Origin of the sequence: Ruminococcus flavefaciens 007c (genome assembly GCF_000571935.1) — a bacterium.
Taxonomy (GTDB): domain Bacteria; phylum Bacillota; class Clostridia; order Oscillospirales; family Ruminococcaceae; genus Ruminococcus; species Ruminococcus flavefaciens_F.
The window spans coordinates 81,053-102,039 of record NZ_ATAX01000008.1 but is presented as its reverse complement, the minus strand read 5'-3'; the positions used below and the strand labels follow the sequence as shown (position 1 = coordinate 102,039).

Annotated in this window: 16 protein-coding genes; 11 read left to right on the top strand and 5 right to left on the bottom strand. The window is 49.5% G+C overall.

Features of this window, described 5'->3' with window-relative positions; genetic code table 11:
- Positions 1-5: 5 nt before the first annotated feature.
- Positions 6-1,019 (bottom strand): SDR family oxidoreductase, encoded by a 1,014-nt coding sequence (locus RF007C_RS02235; RefSeq protein WP_019679267.1) that lies wholly within the window; start codon positions 1,017-1,019, stop codon positions 6-8.
- Between the two features lie 390 nt (positions 1,020-1,409).
- Here RF007C_RS02235 and RF007C_RS16220 point away from each other — a divergent pair, with 390 nt between their 5' ends.
- From RF007C_RS16220 to RF007C_RS02220, 3 genes are all read left to right on the top strand, one after another.
- Positions 1,410-2,552 carry a leucine-rich repeat domain-containing protein gene (locus RF007C_RS16220; RefSeq protein WP_051456480.1) on the top strand — a complete coding sequence of 381 codons (1,143 nt, stop codon included), beginning with the start codon at positions 1,410-1,412 and terminating at the stop codon, positions 2,550-2,552.
- 128 nt (positions 2,553-2,680) lie between these two features.
- Positions 2,681-3,505 carry a hypothetical protein gene (locus tag RF007C_RS02225; RefSeq protein ID WP_037296841.1) on the top strand — a complete coding sequence of 275 codons (825 nt, stop codon included), beginning with the start codon at positions 2,681-2,683 and terminating at the stop codon, positions 3,503-3,505.
- Positions 3,506-3,573: 68 nt separating this feature from the next.
- Positions 3,574-5,145 (top strand): SEL1-like repeat protein, encoded by a 1,572-nt coding sequence (locus tag RF007C_RS02220; RefSeq protein ID WP_037296840.1) that lies wholly within the window; start codon positions 3,574-3,576, stop codon positions 5,143-5,145.
- A 69-nt stretch (positions 5,146-5,214) separates the two neighbouring features.
- Here the strand turns inward: RF007C_RS02220 and RF007C_RS02215 are convergent, their stop codons facing one another.
- The 4 genes from RF007C_RS02215 to RF007C_RS02200 form a co-directional block, all read right to left on the bottom strand.
- On the bottom strand, positions 5,215-6,204 hold the full coding sequence (locus RF007C_RS02215; RefSeq protein WP_037296839.1) for a diaminopimelate dehydrogenase: 990 nt from the start codon (positions 6,202-6,204) through the stop codon (positions 5,215-5,217).
- A gap of 468 nt (positions 6,205-6,672) precedes the next feature.
- Positions 6,673-6,885 (bottom strand): hypothetical protein, encoded by a 213-nt coding sequence (locus RF007C_RS02210; protein ID WP_037296836.1) that lies wholly within the window; start codon positions 6,883-6,885, stop codon positions 6,673-6,675.
- The gene (gene trmB / locus RF007C_RS02205) at positions 6,885-7,550 is read right to left on the bottom strand and encodes a tRNA (guanosine(46)-N7)-methyltransferase TrmB (RefSeq protein WP_019679272.1); all 666 of its coding nucleotides are present in this window, start codon (positions 7,548-7,550) and stop codon (positions 6,885-6,887) included. Before trmB ends, RF007C_RS02210 begins: the two co-directional genes overlap by 1 nt.
- Positions 7,551-7,696: 146 nt before the next feature.
- Entirely contained in the window at positions 7,697-7,909 is a 213-nt protein-coding gene (locus RF007C_RS02200) for a DUF6897 domain-containing protein (protein WP_037296835.1), read from the bottom strand.
- A 418-nt stretch (positions 7,910-8,327) separates the two neighbouring features.
- Between RF007C_RS02200 and pyrR the strand changes: the two genes are divergently transcribed.
- From pyrR to RF007C_RS02160, 8 genes are all read left to right on the top strand, one after another.
- Complete coding sequence (gene pyrR, locus RF007C_RS02195) at positions 8,328-8,849, top strand: bifunctional pyr operon transcriptional regulator/uracil phosphoribosyltransferase PyrR (RefSeq protein WP_019679274.1); 522 nt, start codon at positions 8,328-8,330, stop codon at positions 8,847-8,849.
- A 34-nt stretch (positions 8,850-8,883) separates the two neighbouring features.
- A complete protein-coding gene (locus tag RF007C_RS02190; protein WP_037296833.1) occupies positions 8,884-10,158 on the top strand; it encodes a dihydroorotase in 1,275 nt (424 codons plus the stop codon).
- A 22-nt stretch (positions 10,159-10,180) separates the two neighbouring features.
- Positions 10,181-11,107, top strand: a complete 927-nt coding sequence (pyrF, locus tag RF007C_RS02185) for an orotidine-5'-phosphate decarboxylase (protein WP_019679276.1) — start codon at positions 10,181-10,183, stop codon at positions 11,105-11,107.
- A gap of 240 nt (positions 11,108-11,347) precedes the next feature.
- Positions 11,348-11,824: a hypothetical protein gene (locus RF007C_RS02180; protein ID WP_019679277.1), complete on the top strand. Its 477-nt coding sequence runs from the start codon at positions 11,348-11,350 to the stop codon at positions 11,822-11,824.
- A gap of 199 nt (positions 11,825-12,023) precedes the next feature.
- Positions 12,024-13,121, top strand: coding sequence for a carbamoyl phosphate synthase small subunit (locus RF007C_RS02175; protein WP_037296831.1), 1,098 nt, complete (start codon positions 12,024-12,026; stop codon positions 13,119-13,121).
- A 42-nt stretch (positions 13,122-13,163) separates the two neighbouring features.
- Positions 13,164-16,355 carry a carbamoyl-phosphate synthase large subunit gene (carB, locus tag RF007C_RS02170; RefSeq protein WP_037296829.1) on the top strand — a complete coding sequence of 1,064 codons (3,192 nt, stop codon included), beginning with the start codon at positions 13,164-13,166 and terminating at the stop codon, positions 16,353-16,355.
- A 189-nt stretch (positions 16,356-16,544) separates the two neighbouring features.
- Positions 16,545-18,506 (top strand): excinuclease ABC subunit UvrB, encoded by a 1,962-nt coding sequence (gene uvrB, locus RF007C_RS02165; RefSeq protein ID WP_037296824.1) that lies wholly within the window; start codon positions 16,545-16,547, stop codon positions 18,504-18,506.
- Between the two features lie 170 nt (positions 18,507-18,676).
- Positions 18,677-20,872 carry a dockerin type I repeat-containing protein gene (locus RF007C_RS02160; RefSeq protein ID WP_037296823.1) on the top strand — a complete coding sequence of 732 codons (2,196 nt, stop codon included), beginning with the start codon at positions 18,677-18,679 and terminating at the stop codon, positions 20,870-20,872.
- Positions 20,873-20,987: the final 115 nt, after the last annotated feature.

Below are 20,987 nucleotides of genomic sequence, written 5' to 3'. Positions count from 1 at the left end.
TTAAGTTACTGCATTGCTTTTTTTGACTGTTCCACAGCTGATACGACCTTGTCGCACCACCTGTCGAATTCCTCGTCATCCCTCTGACATTCCCTGTGGGCGAGTATATAGCGTATGGTCTGCCTTATACCGCGGTCGGCACGTACTTCTGCTCTGAAACCGGGAACTGCACGCTTTATCTTTGAGTTGTCAAAGATCACCGAGCAGGCCTTGTCTCCGATAAGCGAACCCTCAAGGTCATAGTCGCTGACTGCTGCCAGCCATTCCGAGGATACATGGCAGGCTTTCAGCTCCCTGCCCAGCTCGTCGGCTATTATGGAATATATCTGATTCCAGGTAACGCTCTCGTCCGAGGTTATGTGGAAGGCCTGGCCTATGGCGTGGATATTGCCCACAAGGCCTGCATAAGCTCTGGCAAAGTCGCTGTTGTGGGTAACAGTCCACAGGGAAGTGCCGTCGCCGTGGATTATTACGGGCTTGCCGTCCATTATGCGCTTTACCACCTGCCAGCTGCCGTTTCTGCCGTGTACTCCCAGCGGTACCGACCTCTCATCGTAGGTATGGCTGGGACGGACTATGGTTACGGGGAAGCCCTTTTCGCGGTAAAGCTTCATCAGGTATTCCTCGCAGGCAATCTTGTTGCGGGAGTACTCCCAGTAAGGATTCGCAAGGGGAGTGCTCTCGGTTATGACGCAGTCTGAAGGCGGTTTCTGATAGGCGGAGGCAGAGCTTATATATATGTACTGCTTTGTCCTGCCGCTGAACAGTCTGTAATCCCTCTCTGTCTGTTCGGGCACGAAACCGATAAACTCGCCTACACAGTCAAAGCTCATTCCTTCCAGCTTCCTTGCCGCATCTGCCTCGTCGGAGATGTCACACTGTATGACTCTGACATTTTCGGGGAGTTCAATGTTCCTGCTGCCGCGGTTGAGGAGAATGATCTCATGCCCCTGTTCTGCCAGAAGCCTGGTCACAGCCATACTTATAGTGCCTGTGCCGCCTATAAATAAGATCTTCATGTTTTCTTCACCTCTTTTAAGTTTTTTTGTACAATGCGCTCAAAAAGATGTCGCTTACATTATAACACAGATATTCCCGAAAAGCAACAGAAAAAAATAATTTAGATCATGTTCTGCACTTTTTATGTGCTGCGTTATTATGAGTTCAGGCCAGTAATAAACAGCAGTATATTTACAGACTGCGGACTCCGGTCCGCTGATATAGCCGCAAAGAGGCAGGACGCTTCTCTGCGGCGTTTTTGTACGGTGATATGAGGATATACATATGCGACAAAAAACAGGCTGGCGTTCTGTATAATCTGTAAGATTTACATTGTATTCGTTGACATTATATGGTAAAAGTGGTAAAATATTTGTATAGAATAATCTGCTTATTAAGGGGGATAAGTTATGGCACTGGTCAACGCTATCTGCACAAGCTGCAACAAAACAGTAGAAGTCGATAACAGTAAGGAGGCGTGGGTATGCCCGCATTGCAGCACGCCCTTCATTGTCGAAAAAGCCGTAAAGAAGTACAAGTCCCAGCATAAGGAGGTCGCAAGAAAAGTCATGGCTGTAAAGAAGAACAGCAATGATTTTGAGATAAAGGACGGCGTACTCACGGCTTACAAGGGAAAGGCCGATGAGGTCACTGTTCCCGGAGAAGTACATAAAATAGGGGATCATGTATTCGAGAACAATACCGGGCTGAAAAATATTATCATCCACGACAAGGTGGAAAGCATAGGCGAGTATGCTTTCCGCGGCTGTACTGCCCTGGAGAAGATCAAGTTCCCGGACAGCATAAAAGAGATCGGCACCTGGGCTTTCCGCGGCTGTACCTCCCTGAAGGAGCTGGTCCTGCCGCCTCAGCTGAGAAGCATAACCGACTGTCTCTTTGCGGACTGTTCGTCCCTTGAGTCGGTGGAGTTCCCGCCTATGCTCACTGAGATAGGTGCCTTTTCCTTTTCCGGCTGCAAGAGCCTGAAGGCGGTTGAGATACCGAAGTATGTGGCTCAGATGGGCAAGTATGCCTTTTCGGGCTGTGAGAAAATAGAAAAGGTTGCTATCCCGGAGGGCGTGAGCCAGCTGGAGGAATGTGCCTTTGCAAATTGTACGGCGCTTTCTGTTGTGGGGCTTCCAAAGGGACTGAAGTCCATAGGTGCCTCGGCATTCCAGAACTGCACCGCTTTGCGAAATATCGAGATACCTGCGGGAGTGCTCAGTGTTGACGGCTTCCGCGGCTGTACAGGTCTGCGTGCCATAGAGATACCTGCGGGAGTTACTGCTCTCGGCGATTTCAGCGGCTGCATCAATCTTGAATCCATACGCATACCTGCTTCCGTAAAGAAGGTGAGCGGCGGCTTCAACGACTGTCCAAAGCTTATGAATATATCATGGTCCAACCTTTCGGATAACGCTTCAAATTTCCCGTCCTACTACGAAACTGTCGTTGCAGGCAGAAAGACTGCGGGCAAATGCGTTTACTGCGGCGGCGATTTCAAGCTGCTTTCAAAGGTGTGCAAGGTCTGCGGAAAAAAGAAGGATTATTGATACATCAGCGGACGGCTTATGCCGTCCGCTCGGCATTTATTTTATAAAATATCAATATTTGTATTGACGGATATGACTTTTGGAGCTATAATATTATTATCTTTGTTTAAGAATAAAAGGAGATAAGTATGAAGCTCTCAATGCGTACCATAGCAGTTCTTTCGGCAGCAATGCTCTCTGCGTCATTCTGTAGCTGTGAGGATAAGAAAAGCTCACAGGCTGATTCACAGCCCTCAGAGGTCACCGAAACTGCTGCATCGGATACAACATCTGCATCTGATGTAAAGACTACTGCAAAAACCACGGAAACTACCGCAGCAGATGATAAGGATAAAAAAACAGAGACTACCTCAGCTTCGGAAACTACAAAAGCAGACGGTACTACCACAGCTGCTGCAGCTACCACTGCAACGGCAGACGCCCAGAAGCCTACAAAGGCTGCCAAAAAAGGCTTTGACAGCAGCTTTGAAGCTGCCAAGGCTTACTATAATGCCTACCTTAAAGGCGATGCGGACGCAGTATACGATATGCTCTGCGATGAGGAGATAGAGGCCTATCATTCATACCTTCGCTCCACCGAACTTCTGGAAGGTCAGAATCCGCAGGTGGTGTTCAAGCGCTCAAATGTCATAAATGCCATAAAGCAGTCGATCGGAGCCATTCACGGCCTGATGAAGGAGAAGTCCGACGTTCCGCCTGAAAAATGGACGGTATCCCTTACCGAGGAACTGCTCAGACCTACAGGCGAAAATGAGCTGAAAGACTTCAATAAGGTTCTCAGCACCGATTTTACCGCTGCTTCTGACTGCGGATACGTATACTACAAGGACGGCAACGACGATCATTCCTTTATCGGCAACGGCTGTGCCTTCGTGGAGCTGGACGGCAGATGGTATCTTTCATATACCACCATAATGAACGCTGAGCTCATTACATATCTTGATATTTTCTGATAACTTCGGGGGCGGTATTCCGCCCCTTTCCGATAACAACAGCATTTACCTCATGGAGGTGCCACTTTATGGACAATAATTTATTCGCCGAGACTTCAGGTGCCGTTAAGGAGGTCATCGATCGTTTCGGCATAGACATACTCTCGGATCATAAGCGCTTCTGTTCGGCCTTTTCAGATTTTGCTCCCAGGCTGAACAAGGAGAATAAGGCGTTTTTTGTGGTCCTGAGCGAAAATATAGGAGATATTTTCATTGCTGAGAACGATGCTGTTCTCAGCGGCGAGAAGTCCGCAGACAGCGTCATCGACAGGGCTGTCACGGAGATATGCGAGTATCTCAACAATGACAAGGCCGAGCTCATTTCCCGGAGCATAGCCCTTGCTCTCGGCTGGAGCTCTCAGAGCGCGGCAGTTCCTCAGCAGAATACTGACGAGCACTTTTCCGAAGGTATCCGTTCTTCTCTTATCGAGGATCTGTTCAGAAGAGCTTCCAAAGGCGACAACGACGCCTGTTTCAATCTTGGTGAGCGCTTTTTCTACGGCAGAGGCGTCAAGCAGGACTACGTTAAGGCTGTAAAATGGTATACGATGTCCTCTGACAGAGGAGATTGCAGCTCTCAGAAAAAGCTGGCGGACTGCTACTATCTCGGTCAGGGCGCAGAGCGTAATGTGGCAAAGGCTGCCTACCGCTATGAGCAGGCTGCCGAGCAGGGAGACTATGACTCGCAGAAGGCGCTGATCCGCTGCTATACCCTCGGCGGCAACGGACTTATGCCCGACAAGGCAAAGGCGGATTACTATTCACAGCGCTATGGCATATACTCCGAGGCCGATACTGCCGACGGAATGATGAAAAGAGCCCAGAACGGCGATCCCGAGGCACAGTTCCGTCTGGGCGGTATGTACCTAAGCGGCGCAGGTGTGGAGCACGATCCCAAGCGCGGTATATACTGGCTGAAGCAGGCCGCGGATAACGGCTATGCAAAAGCGCTTTTTGACCTTGGCTGCTGCTATTTCTCAGGTACGGGAGTTCCAAGGGATAAGATCACTGCTGTGATGCTGTTCGGAAAGGCTGCTGATCTGGGAGATCTTGACGCGGTGAACAATCTGGGAGGCTGCTGCCTCCGCGGAGACGGTACTCCGAAGGATCAGAGACGTGCGGCAGACTATTACAGAAAGGCTGCGGAAATGGGACATCCCAAGGCGCAGTATAACTACGGAGAATGCTGCTTTAACGGCTGGGGAGTTCCCATGGACAGAGTTGAGGCTGCAAAGTGGTTCAAGGAGGCGGCTCTTCAGAACGATCCCGACGGACAGTACTCCTATGGCTGGTGTCTTGCCAACGGTGACGGCGTCAGACCTGATGCCGTAGGCGCAAAGAGAATGTTTGAAATGGCGTCCATGCAGCGTCACCCTTCGGCTCAGAAGGCTCTCGGCTACTGCTATACTAACGGCACGGGAACTGCAAAGAATTTTGCCATGGCTGCGGAGCTCTTCGGTAAAGCGGCTTCATCGGGAGATATGGAGGCTGCGGAGGTACAGGTCGCCTGCTATAAATACGGCGGAGAGTATCTTGCTCCCAATGAGTACAAGGCAAGGCGGTATGCCGAGCAGTACGGACTGGAATACGATAATATATGACGGCTGTGTCCGCCGCATTAAATGAAAAAGTCCCGAAGCATTGCTTCGGGACTTTGTTATACTGAAAGATCAGAGCATTGAAGCTCTCAGCTCTTCGCCGCTGAGCTTTGAAAGATATGCAGGCGGAACGTCAAATGCTGTCTTGCAGCCTGTTGCACCCTCGGCCTTCATTCTTGCCAGAGCTCTTGCAAAGCAGATGAGTACGCTTGCTGTGAACTCGGGGTTGGACTCGAGCTTCAGTGAATACTCTATCATCTGGTGTGTTTTTTCACCGTCGCCGGTGAGACCGCTTCTCATTACGAAGCCGCCGTGAGGCATCTTGTTGTGCTTTGCATCAAACTCTTCCTCTGTGATGAAGTTTACTGTTGTATCGTACTCGTCAAAGTAATTCTTCATAGTCTTGATGTCGTTCTCGATCTTTGCAAGGTCTGCGCCTTCCTCGGGAACTACCCAGCACTCTCTCAGGTGCTTCTGGCGGGTAGTGAGCTCAGGCTGGCTGCCGCTGCGGACAGCTTCCATAGCGGACTCTATCGGAACAGTGTACTGTATGCCTCTCTTAACGCCTTCAACTCTGCGGATAGCGTCGGAATGTCCCTGGCTTACGCCCTTGCCCCAGAATGTGTAGCTCTTGCCGTTGGGGAGTATGGACTCTGCATAGAGTCTGTTGAGTGAGAACAGACCGGGATCCCAGCCGAGTGAAATAAATGCCAGGTGACCGCTCTCCTTTGCAGCCTTGTCAACGTTTGCAAAGTGCTCGGGGATCCTCTTGTGTGTATCAAAGCTGTCTATAACATTGAAAAGCTTTGCCATTTCGGGTGTCTGCTTGGGAAGATCAGTAGCGCTTCCGCCGCAGATTATCATTACGTCGATATCATTTGCCATTTTTTCGGCATCGGCGATGCTGTATACCTTTGCGCCAGCTGTGAGCGGCTTGACTGTTGAGGGATCGCGGCGGGTAAAAATGCCTGCCAGTTCCATGTCATCGTTCTGTCTTATCGCAAGCTCTACGCCTCTGCCGAGGTTGCCGTAGCCTGAGATACCGATTCTTACTTTTTCCATGTGGAAATACCTCCTTATAATTGCCGTGCTCGCCATTGAACATAGCTTATGAACATTATAGCACCTTTTTTTAGAGTTGTAAAGCTCTAAATCAAAATTTTGCAGCGTGACGCTGCGACCTTGCCACGTTGTCGCTCGTAAACTCGCTTAATATCATTAAAAATGATATCTGTACTTCGCTTACAGCGCTATGTATAACATAACACATTGTAGGGGGGCGGCGCAGCTAACCGCTGTACGTACCTTCTGTTCTACGGACATCTCCCTGCACAGCAGGGTGTCACCCGACGTCCCGCGCAGGGACTGATGTGTACATCAGCCTGACAAAACAAATGAAAAACGAGGGGCGATGCAGGCATCGCCCCCTACATTTGGTCATTCATAATTCGTGAATTGTTTGCGGGCGGCGGAACGCCGACCCTATAAGCTGACGGCTGATGGTTCAAATCATATTTTTGCGGAGCAAAATTATGATTTACGCTTTTTCTTTGCCTTGTGCTTGAGCAGGACAAGTCCTGTGAGGGCAGCTGCCTTTGCGGCGGTCTTTGCAACCTTGACGGGATCTATCTTTGTGCGTATATCCTGCGGTACGTTTCTGGTCACGCTGAGATCGCCCTTGCCTGCGGCCTTCATGGAGCCGCCTTCAATATGTATCTTGCCGAAGTCCTTCCGGAATTCCATTATTTTTCCTCCTTTACAGGCTCTGCGATAAGGAATTTTATCTTCTTGCCTTCCTCCGTGAACATATTCTCATGCTCGGTGACGAAGTTCTCATAGGGGCTTTCTGCGTGAAGATCCCATGTCTTGTACTTTATCCTGAAGCCCGCTTCCTCGAAGTACTCAAATGACTCCTCAAAAAGCTCGTCGTCATCAGTCTTGAACCATATCTCGCCGCGGAGGAACTTCTTATAGTTGAGAAGCTGCCTTGTATGCGTCAGACGGCGCTTTTTATGCTTCTTTTTCGGCCAGGGATTGCAGAAATTGATATATATCCTGTCTGCGCGGTCGTTTTCGTCCCATGCAAGATCAAGGCGCTCGATATTCTGTATGGCTATGCGGACGTTGTCGGGAGCTGTGCCCTTTTCCTTGTATGCAGCCTCCAGCTTGCGCTTTGCGAGCACCAGCATCTCGTTCTTGATGTCCATAGCGATGAAGTTGACCTCCGGGTGGGCGGGAGCAGCCTGTGATATGAAGCCGCCCTTGCCGCAGCCAAGCTCCACATAGAGGGGCTTTTCGGGCTCGTCAAAGAGCTCCGTCCAGCGGCCGATCTGTTTCTGTGGCTCGTGTATATAGAAGGGGCAGGCCTCAAGCTCGGGCTTTGCCCATGGTTTGTGTCGAATTCTCATATTATTCCTCCATAATCAAACTTGATTTCATTATATCACATGGCAACGCAAATTGCAAGACACGAAAAAGAGCGGGCAGTTTCCAAAGAAACGGCAATAATGTAAAAACCCCCGAAATATCTTCGGGGGATGATATTCTCGGCAGCTTATACTGCCACAAGCTTCTTCTTGCCTTTCTTGTTGCGCGGATATTCCTGTATACGGCTGATATAATCAGCATTCAGCAGCTGCTTCTGACCGTTTTTGTTCTCCACCTCTATCCAGTTGTCCTCGATCTTTGTTACAACGCCTGAAACTCCGGATGAAGATACATAGATGACAACTTCCTTGCCGATATAGTTCTTAATAAGCTCATTCATGGTAAAAACTCCTTTTTTCCTTTTGATTCGGTTCTTCTTTGCGATCCTTAGCTGTCTGAGCCGTCTTGCTCTCTGGGCAGGCAGAACAAACAGTACCAGAAATAATATAAACCACAACCACCAGTATTGCATCGGATACCTCCTTTTTAATAAAACGGAAGTTTTGTATAATATACTTCGGATATTATATCAGAAATAAATTAATTTGTCAATTGATAATAATAATGATGAAATCACTGGACAAGCAGCCGAGACTGTGGTATAATAGATGTGTTGATTGGAAACTACCCTTTAATCCGATCCCGTGAGGTCGGCAAGGTGCGTTTATAAATACTGTAACTATAACTATAACCATAGCTATAACTATAAGTATGCTCCCTGCCGCGCGGGGAGCATTTTTTGTTGGAAGGTGAGCTTTATGGAGAAAAAGCGCGTTATCATGGACGATAAAGCCGTAGCAAGAGCTATCGCCCGTATCTCATATGAGATCATCGAACGCAATAAGGGCACTGAGGATCTGTGCGTTGTCGGTGTGTTTTCGCGCGGTGTACCCATCGGCAGACGCATAGCCGCCAAGCTCTCGGAGCTGGAGAAGAATCAGGTGCCCTTCGGTGCTCTGGATATTACTCCCTACCGTGATGACAGCAAGCACGGCGGCGTGGCGGAAAAGACCGATATTCCCTTTGATATTACGGATAAAAACGTTGTTATCGTAGATGATGTAATATTTACGGGAAGAAGCTCACGTGCGGCCATCGACGCCCTTATCAAGCGCGGCAGGCCCCGTTCCATACAGCTTGCGGTGCTTATAGACCGCGGACACAGGGAGCTTCCCATTCGTCCGGACTATGTGGGAAAAAATCTTCCCACCTCTCACAGTGAGGTCGTTAAGGTCTCTGCTGCTGAGATAGACGGCAGTGACGGAGTTGCTATTTACTGATACACTTATCCCACCAATTGAAAGCGAGGTTTTTATGTCTCAGATCCTTATAAGGAATATCCGCGCAGTTGATACTGAAACGGATAAAGTTACAGACGTACTCATAAAGGAAAGCAGGATCGCAGAGGTCGGCAAGGATATTCCCGCTGATGCGGAACAGGTCATAGACGGCACGGGGCTGGTGCTCATGCCTTCGGTCTTTGATATGCACGTTCATCTGCGTGATCCGGGCTTTACTCATAAGGAGGATGTCCTCACAGGCTGCTCAGCGGCTCTGGCAGGCGGAGTTACGGGAGTTCTGGCAATGCCGAACACCAAGCCTCCCTGTGATAACCCGGAAACTATCCGCTATATCATTGACAAGGCAAAGGACACCGGAGTTGATGTATACCCCGTAGGCTGCATAACAGGCGGCATGAGCGGAAACGGTCTCTGCGACTACGAGGCTCTCAGGGCTGCAGGCTGCATATGTATATCCGACGACGGCAGACCTGTTGAAAATGCGGAAATGATGAGAAGAGCACTGGAGCTCTCTAAGGAAAACGGCCTGCTGGTTGCTTCACACTGCGAGGATCTGAGCATTATAAACGGCGGCATCATCAACAAGGGCAAGACCTCCGAAAAGCTGGGGGTAAAGGGCATGGACAGAGCCTCCGAGGACTACATAACTGCCCGTGAGATGATCCTTGCTTCATCAGTGGACGCAAGGATACATATATGCCATGTTTCCACCGAGGGCAGCGCCGCTATGATACGCTTTGCAAAGTCAAGAGGTGTAAAGGTCACCTGCGAGACGGCACCGCACTACTTCATGCTCACCGACAAGCTCCTTGAGAAGCGTGATGCGGATTACCGCATGAACCCGCCCCTGAGAACTCCCGGGGACGTAAGCGCAATTATAGAAGCCATAAAGGACGGCACTATCGACTGCATAATCACAGACCATGCGCCTCATGCTGCGGAGGAGAAGGCGGACTTTGAGAAGGCTCCCAACGGCGTTGTGGGACTGGAGACCTCACTGGCAGCTACCCTTACTGCTCTCTATCACACAGGTGAGATAGACCTGCACAGGGTGGTGGAGCTTATGTGCGTGAATCCCCGTAAAATTCTGGGGCTCGATATACCTGCAATAAAGGTCGGCAGTACAGCAGACCTGCTCATTGCGGACATAAACAAAAAATGGACAGTAGATCCCGGAAAGCTTCATTCCAAATCCCATAACACGGTATTCAAGGGCATGAAGCTCACGGGAAAGCCCTTAGTTACTATATCCAAGGGCAGGATACGCTTTGACGGCAGAAACGAATAATTATATACAAGGAGGAAAAGATATGTCATTTGACAGACTTATCGACAAGATCATTGAAATGAAGAACCCTACGGTGGTAGGACTGGATCCCAAGCTGGAATACGTTCCCGAGTTCATTAAGCGCCGCTATCTTGACAGTGACGGCTGGACGCTGAAGGCTGCTGCAAAGGCTATATTCGACTTCAATCAGGCTATCATCGACGAGATACATGACATAGTGCCTGCCATCAAGCCACAGGCTGCTTACTATGAGATGTACGGACACTACGGCATAAGGACTCTTGAAAAGACCATACGCTATGCAAAGCTCAACGGTATGTTCGTTATGACAGACGGTAAGCGCAATGACATCGGTGCTACGATGGAGGCTTACTCAAATGCACATCTCGGTGCAACAGCCGTAGGCGAGAACCAGCTTGAAGCCTTCGGTGCTGACGCCCTTACAGTTAACGGTTATCTCGGTACAGACGGTATCGAGCCTCTCCTTAAAGTCTGCCGCGAACGCGACAAGGGCATATTCGTGCTTGTAAAGACCTCCAACCCCTCATCGGGAGAGCTTCAGGATATGAAGCTTGCCGACGGACGCACCATATACGAGTGCATGGGCGATATGTGCGAGAGATGGGGTGAGGATACCCGCGGAAAGTACGGCTATTCCGCAGTAGGCGCAGTTGTAGGCGCTACATATCCCGAGATGCTCACTGAGCTCAGACAGAGACTACCTCATACTATGTTCCTCGTTCCCGGCTACGGTGCACAGGGCGGCGGAGCTGAAGGCCTGAAGGGCGGTTTCGACGAAAAGGGCCTCGGAGCTATCGTAAACTCCTCACGCGCAGTAATGTGTGCATATAAGAAGGAAGGCTGCGATGAGAGAGACTTTGCAAAGGCTGCACGCCGCGAGGTCATCCGCATGAGAGACGATATCTGCCAGTACATCAACCTTAAATAAGTTGAGAATTGAGAGTGTAGGGGCTGTCTTTGGAAGTCCGCAGACAATAAAAAATGTAGGTACGCCCATTGGGCGTCCGTGCCGCACGAATTATATTTTATGAAAAAGAGTTTTTCTGTATTTGTTATAGCTTTGTTCTGTATGAATAGTTGCGGAAAGATTAATGCTGAAAATGGAAATGTCATAGACTCGAACGCTGAAACCACTATTACAACTGAAGTATCAAGCAAGGAGAAAACTATGTTTACATTCAGAAATGCTACAAAAGAAGAAGCGGAAGAAATATTCAAACTCTCATATGGCGGAAATTGGATTTATGATACAGGAACAGCAGGCGAGAAAGAATATGCACTTTTCTTAGGAAAAGTTATGGCACGTTTCGGAAAAAACGGTTCACTGAGCACTGACTGGGAATGTATGTATTCATATCCCATTGCGGCTGAGGACGAAAACGGGAATAAGTATATCGTCGAAATATATCACGGTTCCGGAGGTCCTTCATATTCCATTCCTACAGATTTTGAAAATGATGATATAAAATCAAAATATGAGCAGGCGGCAAAGGAGCTTGTTGAGTATATCGAAAGCGCAGAGCCTGTGGACTATGAGTGGGAAAGTATATATGCAGATATTCCTGCAAGAATAAAGTACATTATCAAAGACGGAAAAGTTACCGTCGAAGATGAGATAATGGATTTTGAAGAGCTTGGATTATAAATTATTATCCAAGTAGGGACGGATATTATCCGCCCGCAATCAACAATGCAAAATAAACCGTCTGCGTAAGCGGATGCAATAATTCCGAATTCCGTATTACGAATTCCGAATTTTAAACGCTCTTCCATACAATGGCGTGTGGAACAGAGTGCAATACATCAGCAATACGACCTCTATAAAATCAAAGGGAGGAAAAAAAATGTCATTATTCAACATGGGAGAAAAAGCTTACCTTATGCTTGCCGACGGACAGGTGTTCGAGGGCAGGAGCTTCGGTGCAAAGGGCACTGTCATAGGTGAAGTAGTATTCACCACCGGAGTCACAGGCTATCAGGAGACTCTTACCGATCCCAGCTACTACGGACAGATAGTCACACAGACCTTTCCGCTTATCGGAAACTACGGTGTGAACTCTCAGGACAACGAGTCCGCAAAGTCATACGTAACGGGATATATCGTTAGAGAGTGGTGCAACGCACCGTCAAACTTCCGCTGTGAGGGCAATATCAACGACTTCCTGAAGGAGCATAACATCGTTGGTATCAATAACATCGACACCCGCCGTCTCACACGTACTATCCGCGAAGTGGGCGTAATGAACGGTGTTATCACAACAGAGGACGTCTACGCAAATAAGGACGAGCTTCTTGAGAAGATACGCGCTTTCACGGTCAAGGACGCTGTAAGGTCCGTTACAAATTACGAGACTCTCACCTACGAGCCCGAGGAAAAGAAGCTTCGCGTGGCGCTCTTCGACTTTGGCTACAAGCGCAATATCAGACAGGAGCTTTTAAAGCGAGGCTGCGAGGTAGTTGTAGTACCTGCATACACCACAGCTGCTGAGATAAAGGAGCTTGCTCCCGACGGCATCATGTTCTCCAACGGCCCCGGAGACCCTGCCGAAAATGTTGAGATAATCGAGAATATCAAAGAGATACAGAAGCTTGGCATACCCATATTCGGTATCTGTCTCGGCCATCAGCTCATGGCTCTTGCCAACGGCGGAAAGACCGAGAAGCTGAAATACGGCCATCGCGGAGCTAATCAGCCCGTTATCGACCTTGAAAGCGGTCTTACCTATGTTACCAGCCAGAACCACGGCTATGCGGTAGTAGGGGACAGCATTGATCCGTCGGTAGGTCATGTCTCCCATGTAAACGCAAACGACAAGACCTGCGAGGGCATACACTATACCTCAGTCAACGCAAGAACAGTTCAGTTTCACCCAGAAGCACACGGCGGTCCGCTGGACACAGCTTACTTGTTTGACGAATTCGTAAAAACAATGCTTAAATGAATTAAAAATATTTATTGTTGATCAAAACGGAGGTAAAATAGTATGCCACTCAGAAGTGATATAAAAAAGGTACTCGTTATCGGCTCAGGTCCTATCGTTATCGGACAGGCTGCCGAATTTGACTACGCAGGCACTCAGGCCTGCCGTGCACTCAAGCAGGAGGGACTGGAAGTAGTCCTGGTAAACTCCAACCCTGCTACAATTATGACCGATAAGGCCATGGCAGACAAGGTCTATATCGAACCCCTTACACTTGACGTTATCAAGCGTATCATCGAGATCGAAAAGCCGGACAGTCTGCTGTCCACTCTGGGCGGTCAGACAGGTCTTACCCTGTCCATGCAGCTTGCGGAGGAGGGCTTCCTCGAAAGCCACAATGTAAAGCTCCTGGGCGCTGATCCGGAGACTATCCACAAGGCTGAGGACAGACAGGCCTTCAAGGACACTATGGAGAAAATAGGTGAGCCCTGTATCCCCTCAAAGGTAGTTGAGACTGTCGAGGATGCAGTTGACTTCGCTCAGGTCATCAGTTATCCTGTTATCGTCCGTCCTGCATTCACCCTCGGCGGCACAGGCGGCGGTATCGCCCAGAATGAAGCAGAGCTCCGCGACATAGCTACCAACGGACTTCGCCTTTCGCCTATCACGCAGATACTTGTTGAGAAGTGTATCAGCGGCTGGAAGGAGATAGAGTTTGAGGTCATCCGTGACGCCAAGGGCAATGTTATCACGGTATGCTCAATGGAAAACTTCGACCCCGTAGGCGTTCACACAGGCGATAGTATCGTTATCGCGCCAGCTGTAACTCTCAGCGACAGAGAGTACCAGATGCTCCGTACAGCGGCTATAAACATCATCAAGGAGCTGAAGGTAGAGGGCGGCTGCAACTGCCAGTTCGCACTTCACCCCACAAGCTTCAAGTATGCCGTTATTGAGGTAAACCCCAGAGTTTCACGTTCTTCCGCACTGGCTTCAAAGGCAACGGGCTACCCTATAGCAAAGACTGCTGCAAAGATAGCTATCGGCTATACACTTGACGAGATAATCAATCAGGTAACAGGCAAGACCTATGCCTGCTTCGAGCCTGCACTGGACTACGTTGTAATCAAGTTCCCAAAATGGGCTTTCGATAAGTTCGTTTACGCAAAGCGTACTCTCGGCACTCAGATGAAGGCTACAGGTGAGGTAATGGCTATAGGTACAAGTTTCGAGCAGGCCATGATGAAGGCTGTCCGTTCTATCGAGCTGGGACTTGACACCATGAACCTCAAGAAGCTTGCAAAGCTCTCCACAGAGGAGATACGCGAAAAGCTCCACGTTATTGACGACGAGCGCTCATTCTGCGTATTTGAGGCGCTGAAGCGCGGTATTACTCCCGAGGAGATCCATGAGATCACTATGATCGACAACTGGTTCCTCTATAAGCTGCTGAACCTTGTTGAGCTTGAAAAGTGGCTTGCAGAGGGCGAGCTTACAGAAGAAAAGTACGACATTGCAAAGCAGTACGGCTACCTTGACAGCACTATCGAGCGCATTTCCGGACAGAAGTGCCCCAAGCACAAGAGCGCCGTATACAAAATGGTCGATACCTGTGCAGGCGAGTTCAAGGCTGAAACTCCTTACTTCTACTCCACATTTGACGAGGAGAACGAGGCAAAGCAGTTCATCGAGCGCACCGACAAGGGCAAGAAGAAGGTCATCGTATTCGGCTCCGGTCCTATCCGTATCGGACAGGGCATAGAGTTCGACTACTGCTCCGTACACTGTGTATGGACTCTGAAGGAGCTTGGCTATGAGGCTGTTATCTGCAACAACAACCCTGAGACTGTTTCCACTGATTTCGACACGGGCGACCGTCTGTACTTCGACCCTCTTACCAAGGAGGATGTTCAGTCCATTATCGAGACCGAGCAGCCCTATGGCGTTGTAGTGCAGTTCGGCGGACAGACCGCTATCAAGCTCACACGTTACCTCTCTGATATGGGGGTTCGTATCCTGGGGACTTCTGCTGATATGATAGACGCAGCAGAGGATAGGGAGCGCTTTGATGAAGTCCTTGAAAAGTGCGGTATACCACGTCCTGCCGGACATACTGTAATGAATACCGAGGAAGCCCTTGTGGCAGCAAATGACCTCGGATATCCTGTGCTCCTCAGACCTTCATATGTTCTCGGCGGACAGAACATGATAATCGCTCACTCCGACGCAGACGTAAAGGAGTACATGGGCATCATCATGAGCCATAATATAGAGAATCCCGTACTCATAGACAAGTACATGATGGGTACAGAAGTTGAAGTTGACGCTATCTGCGACGGCGAGGACTTCCTTATCCCAGGTATCATGGAGCATATCGAGCGTGCAGGCGTTCACTCGGGCGACTCCATATCCATCTACCCCGCACAGCATCTTTCTGAGCGTATCAAGCGCATAATCGTTGAGTACACAAGACTTCTCTCCAAGGAGCTCAACGTTATCGGTCTGGTGAATATACAGTATGTAGTCTACAACCACGAGGTGTTTGTTATCGAGGTAAACCCCCGTTCTTCAAGAACAGTTCCCTATATCAGCAAGGTAACGGGTATCCCAATGGTCGATATCGCCACAAAGATAATGTTCGGCGCTAAATTAAAGGATATGGGCTACGAAAGCGGACTTCACCCCGCAGGCGACTATGTTGCCGTGAAGGTTCCTGTATTCTCCTTCGAGAAGCTCACAGACGTTGATACCATGCTGGGACCTGAGATGAAGTCAACAGGTGAGTGCCTGGGTATTGGTAGAAACCTCGAAGACGCACTTCTCAAGGGACTTATCGCCGCAGGCTTCGACCTGAAGCGGGAGGGCGGAGTTCTCATATCGGTGCGTGACAGCGACAAGAGGGAGATCCTTCCCATTGCCGACAAGTTCGAGCAGATGGGCTTTGATCTCTATGCGACCTCGGGTACACAGAGCGTTCTCCACAGGAACATGATAGCGGCAAACCTTGTACGTAAGATCTCAGACGGCGAGCCCAATGTGGAAACTCTCCTCGACAGCGGCAAGATACATTATGTAATATCAACCTCCGCAAAGGGCAGGCTTCCCGAGCGTGACAGCGTAAAGATGAGAAGAAAGTCCATTGAGCGTTCAATATGCAGCCTTACAGCTGTAGATACGGCAAAATCGCTGGTCAAAGTTCTCGAGTCGGGCAGAACTATCAACGATGTGGAGCTTGTGGACATCACCAAGATATAAACTTGTAGGGGCTGGCGTCCTCGACAGCCCACGAAATGATTTGATTGTAGGGGCGGATATTATCCGCCCGCAAGATACGACAAAATAAATGCGGGCTGCCAAAGGCAGCCCCTACACATTTATTGTTTTACTGTAATAAACGTGCGCACATTGTGCGCCCCTACACTCTCAACTTCCAAAGGGGGAACTATGGATCACTTCAAGCTATGTTCAAACTACGCGCCCGCAGGCGATCAGCCCCAGGCTATCGACAAACTTGTAAACGGCATACAGTCAGGCAAAAAGGAGCAGATACTCCTCGGTGTTACGGGTTCGGGAAAGACCTTCACAATGGCAAATGTCATTGCTCGTGTCAACAAGCCCACACTTGTCCTCGCTCACAACAAGATACTTGCAGCACAGCTCTGCTCGGAATTCCGCGAGTTCTTCCCCGAAAATGCCGTGGAGTATTTCGTGTCCTACTACGACTACTACCAGCCCGAAGCATATGTGCCCAGCACGGACAGCTATATCGAAAAGGACTCCTCCATAAATGACGAGATAGACAAGCTGCGCCACTCCGCCACAACTGCTCTTGCGGAGCGCCGCGATGTTATCATCGTTGCCAGCGTGTCCTGTATCTACTCTCTCGGAAGCCCCGAGGAGTACCGTTCCATGTGCGTTTCCATACGTCAGGGGGCGGAGAAGCCCCGCGATCAGCTTATCGCAGAGCTCGTAAAGATACGCTATGAGCGCAACGACATTGCCTTTGAGCGTAACAGGTTCCGCGTCCGCGGTGATGTTGTGGAGATATTCCCTGCCATGTCAACGGATACGGCTGTCCGCGTTGAGTATTTCGGCGACGAGATAGACCGCATCTCCGAGATAAACGTAGTTACGGGAGAGGTGAAGGCTGTGGTTTCCCATGCGGCTATCTTTCCTGCTTCTCACTATGTAGTCGGCGACGATAAACTGGAATCGGCTCTTACCGAGATAGACCGTGAGCTGGCGGAGCGTATGGACTATTTTCAGAAGAACAACAAGCTCATAGAGGCTCAGCGTATCGAACAGCGTACCCACTACGACATGGAAATGCTCCGTGAAGTGGGCTATTGCAGCGGCGTTGAGAACTATTCCCGTGTGCTTGCGGGACGTCCCGCAGGAAGCACTCCTCTTACTCTTATGGATCACTTCCCCGAGGACTTTCTCCTCATAGTGGATGAGAGCCACGTTACGCTGCCGCAGGTTAGAGCCATGTATGCAGGCGACCGTGCACGAAAGACCACCCTTGTGGACTACGGCTTCCGTCTGCCGAGTGCTATGGACAACCGTCCGCTGAACTTTGACGAGTTCAATGAACATATACATCAGGCGATATACGTCAGTGCAACTCCCGGACAGATAGAGCGTGAAAAAACAGATACTATCGTTGAGCAGGTAATTCGTCCTACGGGACTTGTGGATCCCGAGATAATCGTAAAGCCCACTCAGGGACAGATCGACGATCTGCTTTCCGAGATAAATGAGAGAACTGCCCGTAACGAGAGAGTTCTTGTTACCACACTCACAAAGAAGATGGCGGAGGATCTTACCTCCTATTATGAGAAGCTGGGAGTAAAGGTGCGCTATCTCCACCATGATATAGATACCATCGAGCGTATGGAGATAATCAAGGATCTCCGCGAGGGAGTTTTTGATGTGCTTGTGGGAATAAACCTTCTCCGTGAGGGACTGGATATCCCGGAGGTAAGCCTTATCGCCATACTCGATGCGGACAAGGAGGGCTTCCTGAGAAGCGAGACCTCCCTGATACAGACTATAGGACGCGCAGCAAGAAACGCAGGCGGACAGGTAATAATGTATGCGGACAGCGTTACGGGCTCCATGGAGAGGGCTATCACCGAGACCGAGCGCCGCCGTTCACTGCAGATGGCCTATAACGAGGAGCACGGAATAGTTCCCAAGACCATAATCAAGGACGTCCGCGACGTTCTGGAGATAACCTCCAAGGCAAAGGTGGAGGAAAAGACAAAAAAGAAGAAGATGTCCGCTGCCGAGAAGCAGCGCGTTATCGACAAGCTCACCGTGGAGATGAAGAATGCCGCAAAGCTGCTTGAATTCGAGCACGCAGCCTACCTCCGTGACAAAATAAAGGAACTTCAGGAAAGCTGACCTTTATACATATTGCACAAAGCAAGCCTCAGGCTGTATATATATATATCATACAAAGTTTCAGATAGCTTTGAATATGATCGTTGACTTTGGCAATGAAATCATTTATAGTGTAAATAAAGAAAGTGTACGTAACTATCGTTTCCGTTTTTATGCGAAAGGATGATAATATGCTGAAAAAGATAGTATCTTTTTCCCTTGCGGCGGCTATATGTATCGGCTGCGGCTATTCCGCAGGAGTTATCAGTGAGCCTGTGACGGCGGCTTCGGACAGTGTAGCTTCAAAGAAAAAACAGCTGACTCTCTCAGAGGTCATAGGACAGCTTTCGAAAAAGGGCGAGGACCTTACATGGTCGGACTTCGAGCCCTTTGAGACTGAGTGGGCGCAGTCTGACGCTTCTTCTGTGATGCCTTCCTGCACTTATGATCTGGGCGGAGGCTATTACCTCTATGTCTGCGGTAATCCTCCCGAAAAGCCCGAGAAGGTGGAGCTGTACCGCTATGATCCTGCGGACAGTATAGATATACGCAGGGACGATCTTAACGCCTTCCTCGAAAGGACTTTAGCGAGCAGCGGGTATGATGAGCAGTCGGCAGCTTCTCGGAATCAGTATGTTGGGGGGACGGAAATTCTTACCCTTGACGGCGTAAGGGAGCTCTCAAAGAAGGGCAGCAGCCTTACATGGTCTGATTTTGATGATTACAGGGGCAGAGTTGCAGGCTCGGGGCTGTATATACTGGAATATGACCTTGAGGACGATTATGTCGTACTTATAGGCGGAGTCCCCGAGGAGAAACCCTGGTATATATATCTTTTCCGTTACTATGAACAAAACAGGATAGACATACGCACCGGGGACATTGACGCTTTTATTGAGAAAAATTCCGCAGGAGAGCTTCCCGATATCGGCTATACCTTTGAGGAGATAAGTGCCATGACCACCAAGGAGGTGGAGGCAGTGTTCGCCGCAAAGGGACTTGACAACAGCGACTTCTATCATGTTTGCCGTCAGGACAATACCTCGGTCAGCGGCGATAACAGGCTGGATCCTCTGTACTCCGTCATGCTTTATCCCGAGAACTACATGATAAACCTTACCGATCATGAGCTGGTGACAAGTGTTCCCATCTCCGGAGATATGAGCAGCCTTTTCACAGAAAGGGATATTGTCTGGAACAAGGAAAAGGTGCTGAAATCACTGGGACTTCCAGAGGAGTATTTCGACGTTGACGTCACCTCGGCGCTGGTGGGACGGCTGGAGCAGTCGGGAGAGGACACATTCAGACGCTACTGTCAGTGCGTTATAAAGTGCAGGGAGAAGGACGCCGTAAAGCGTGCGAACCTTATAAACGCGGCGCTGAACTACGCTCAGCTCAATCCCGATTTTGCCTTTAATCATGCGGAAATGAGCGGCGGTTTTTCTCAGACCGCAGTACCCGAGGTTCCGGAAAACAGCAGCAAATACACTATCGAGGAGAATTCCGTCCTGTTCAATGAGCCTGTTGATGTGGCATGGATAATGTCAGACAGGAACTTCGATGATTACTGCAAGGACAAGACCTACAAGTTCTATGTTCCCGATGGCGCAAAGTATATAATCCTTATCGGACAATACAATGTTGATCTGAACGAGCTCCTGAAAGACCCATATATTCCCGGTGTGGAATGTACTGTGCAGAGTTACACCGTTGAGAGAACAAACGGTGAGATAACAGTGAAAGCAGGGGAGGAGTATTTTGTCCCCTATCCTCATAATGCCGAGGAGGCTGAGACAATATGGGCGCAGAATGACAGCATTTATTCCAAGGTCATGGAACTGACGGGCAAGGACTACTTTTTCCGTACAATAAGGGCTCACGGTGATGACGAAGAGATCAACGACAACCGGCTCATGATCAGTTCTTCGGCGAAGGGAAGGCTTTTCGTCACAAGGGAGACTGCCGACGGCAGAACAGTCACTGAGGAGCTGCTGCCCGAGAGGGAGAACAAGGAGGCAGATACCAGATTGTTCGCTGTAACTGCTTCGGACGAGTCCATGTATCCTGAGGACTCTGTTCCTCTGCACGTCCCGACGTTAGGTTTAAAGGCAACCAGGATAGACCAGGGCGTTGTGACTGTATATGAGACCGAAGAGAGTTACGGCCATCTGAGCCAGTCCAGGCTGAGGATAAGCACCTGTAAGTTGGGAGATGTAAGCGGCGACGGTAATTTCAACGTCGGGGATATAGTGCTCTTCCAGAGGTGGCTCCTCGGTCAAAAGCCCGAGAACTTCAGGGAGTGGAAGGCTGCCGATATGAACGGCGACAACAGCCTTGACGTATTCGATCTTGTAAGCATGAAACAGTACCTGCTGGAGATTATGTAAAACAACCATGATATATACCGCACCTGTGCATGAAGCAGGTGCGGTTTTTGCTGCTCATATCTACTGTCTGTGCTTCTTGATGATTTTGTGAAAAACGCAGAAACTATTGACAATT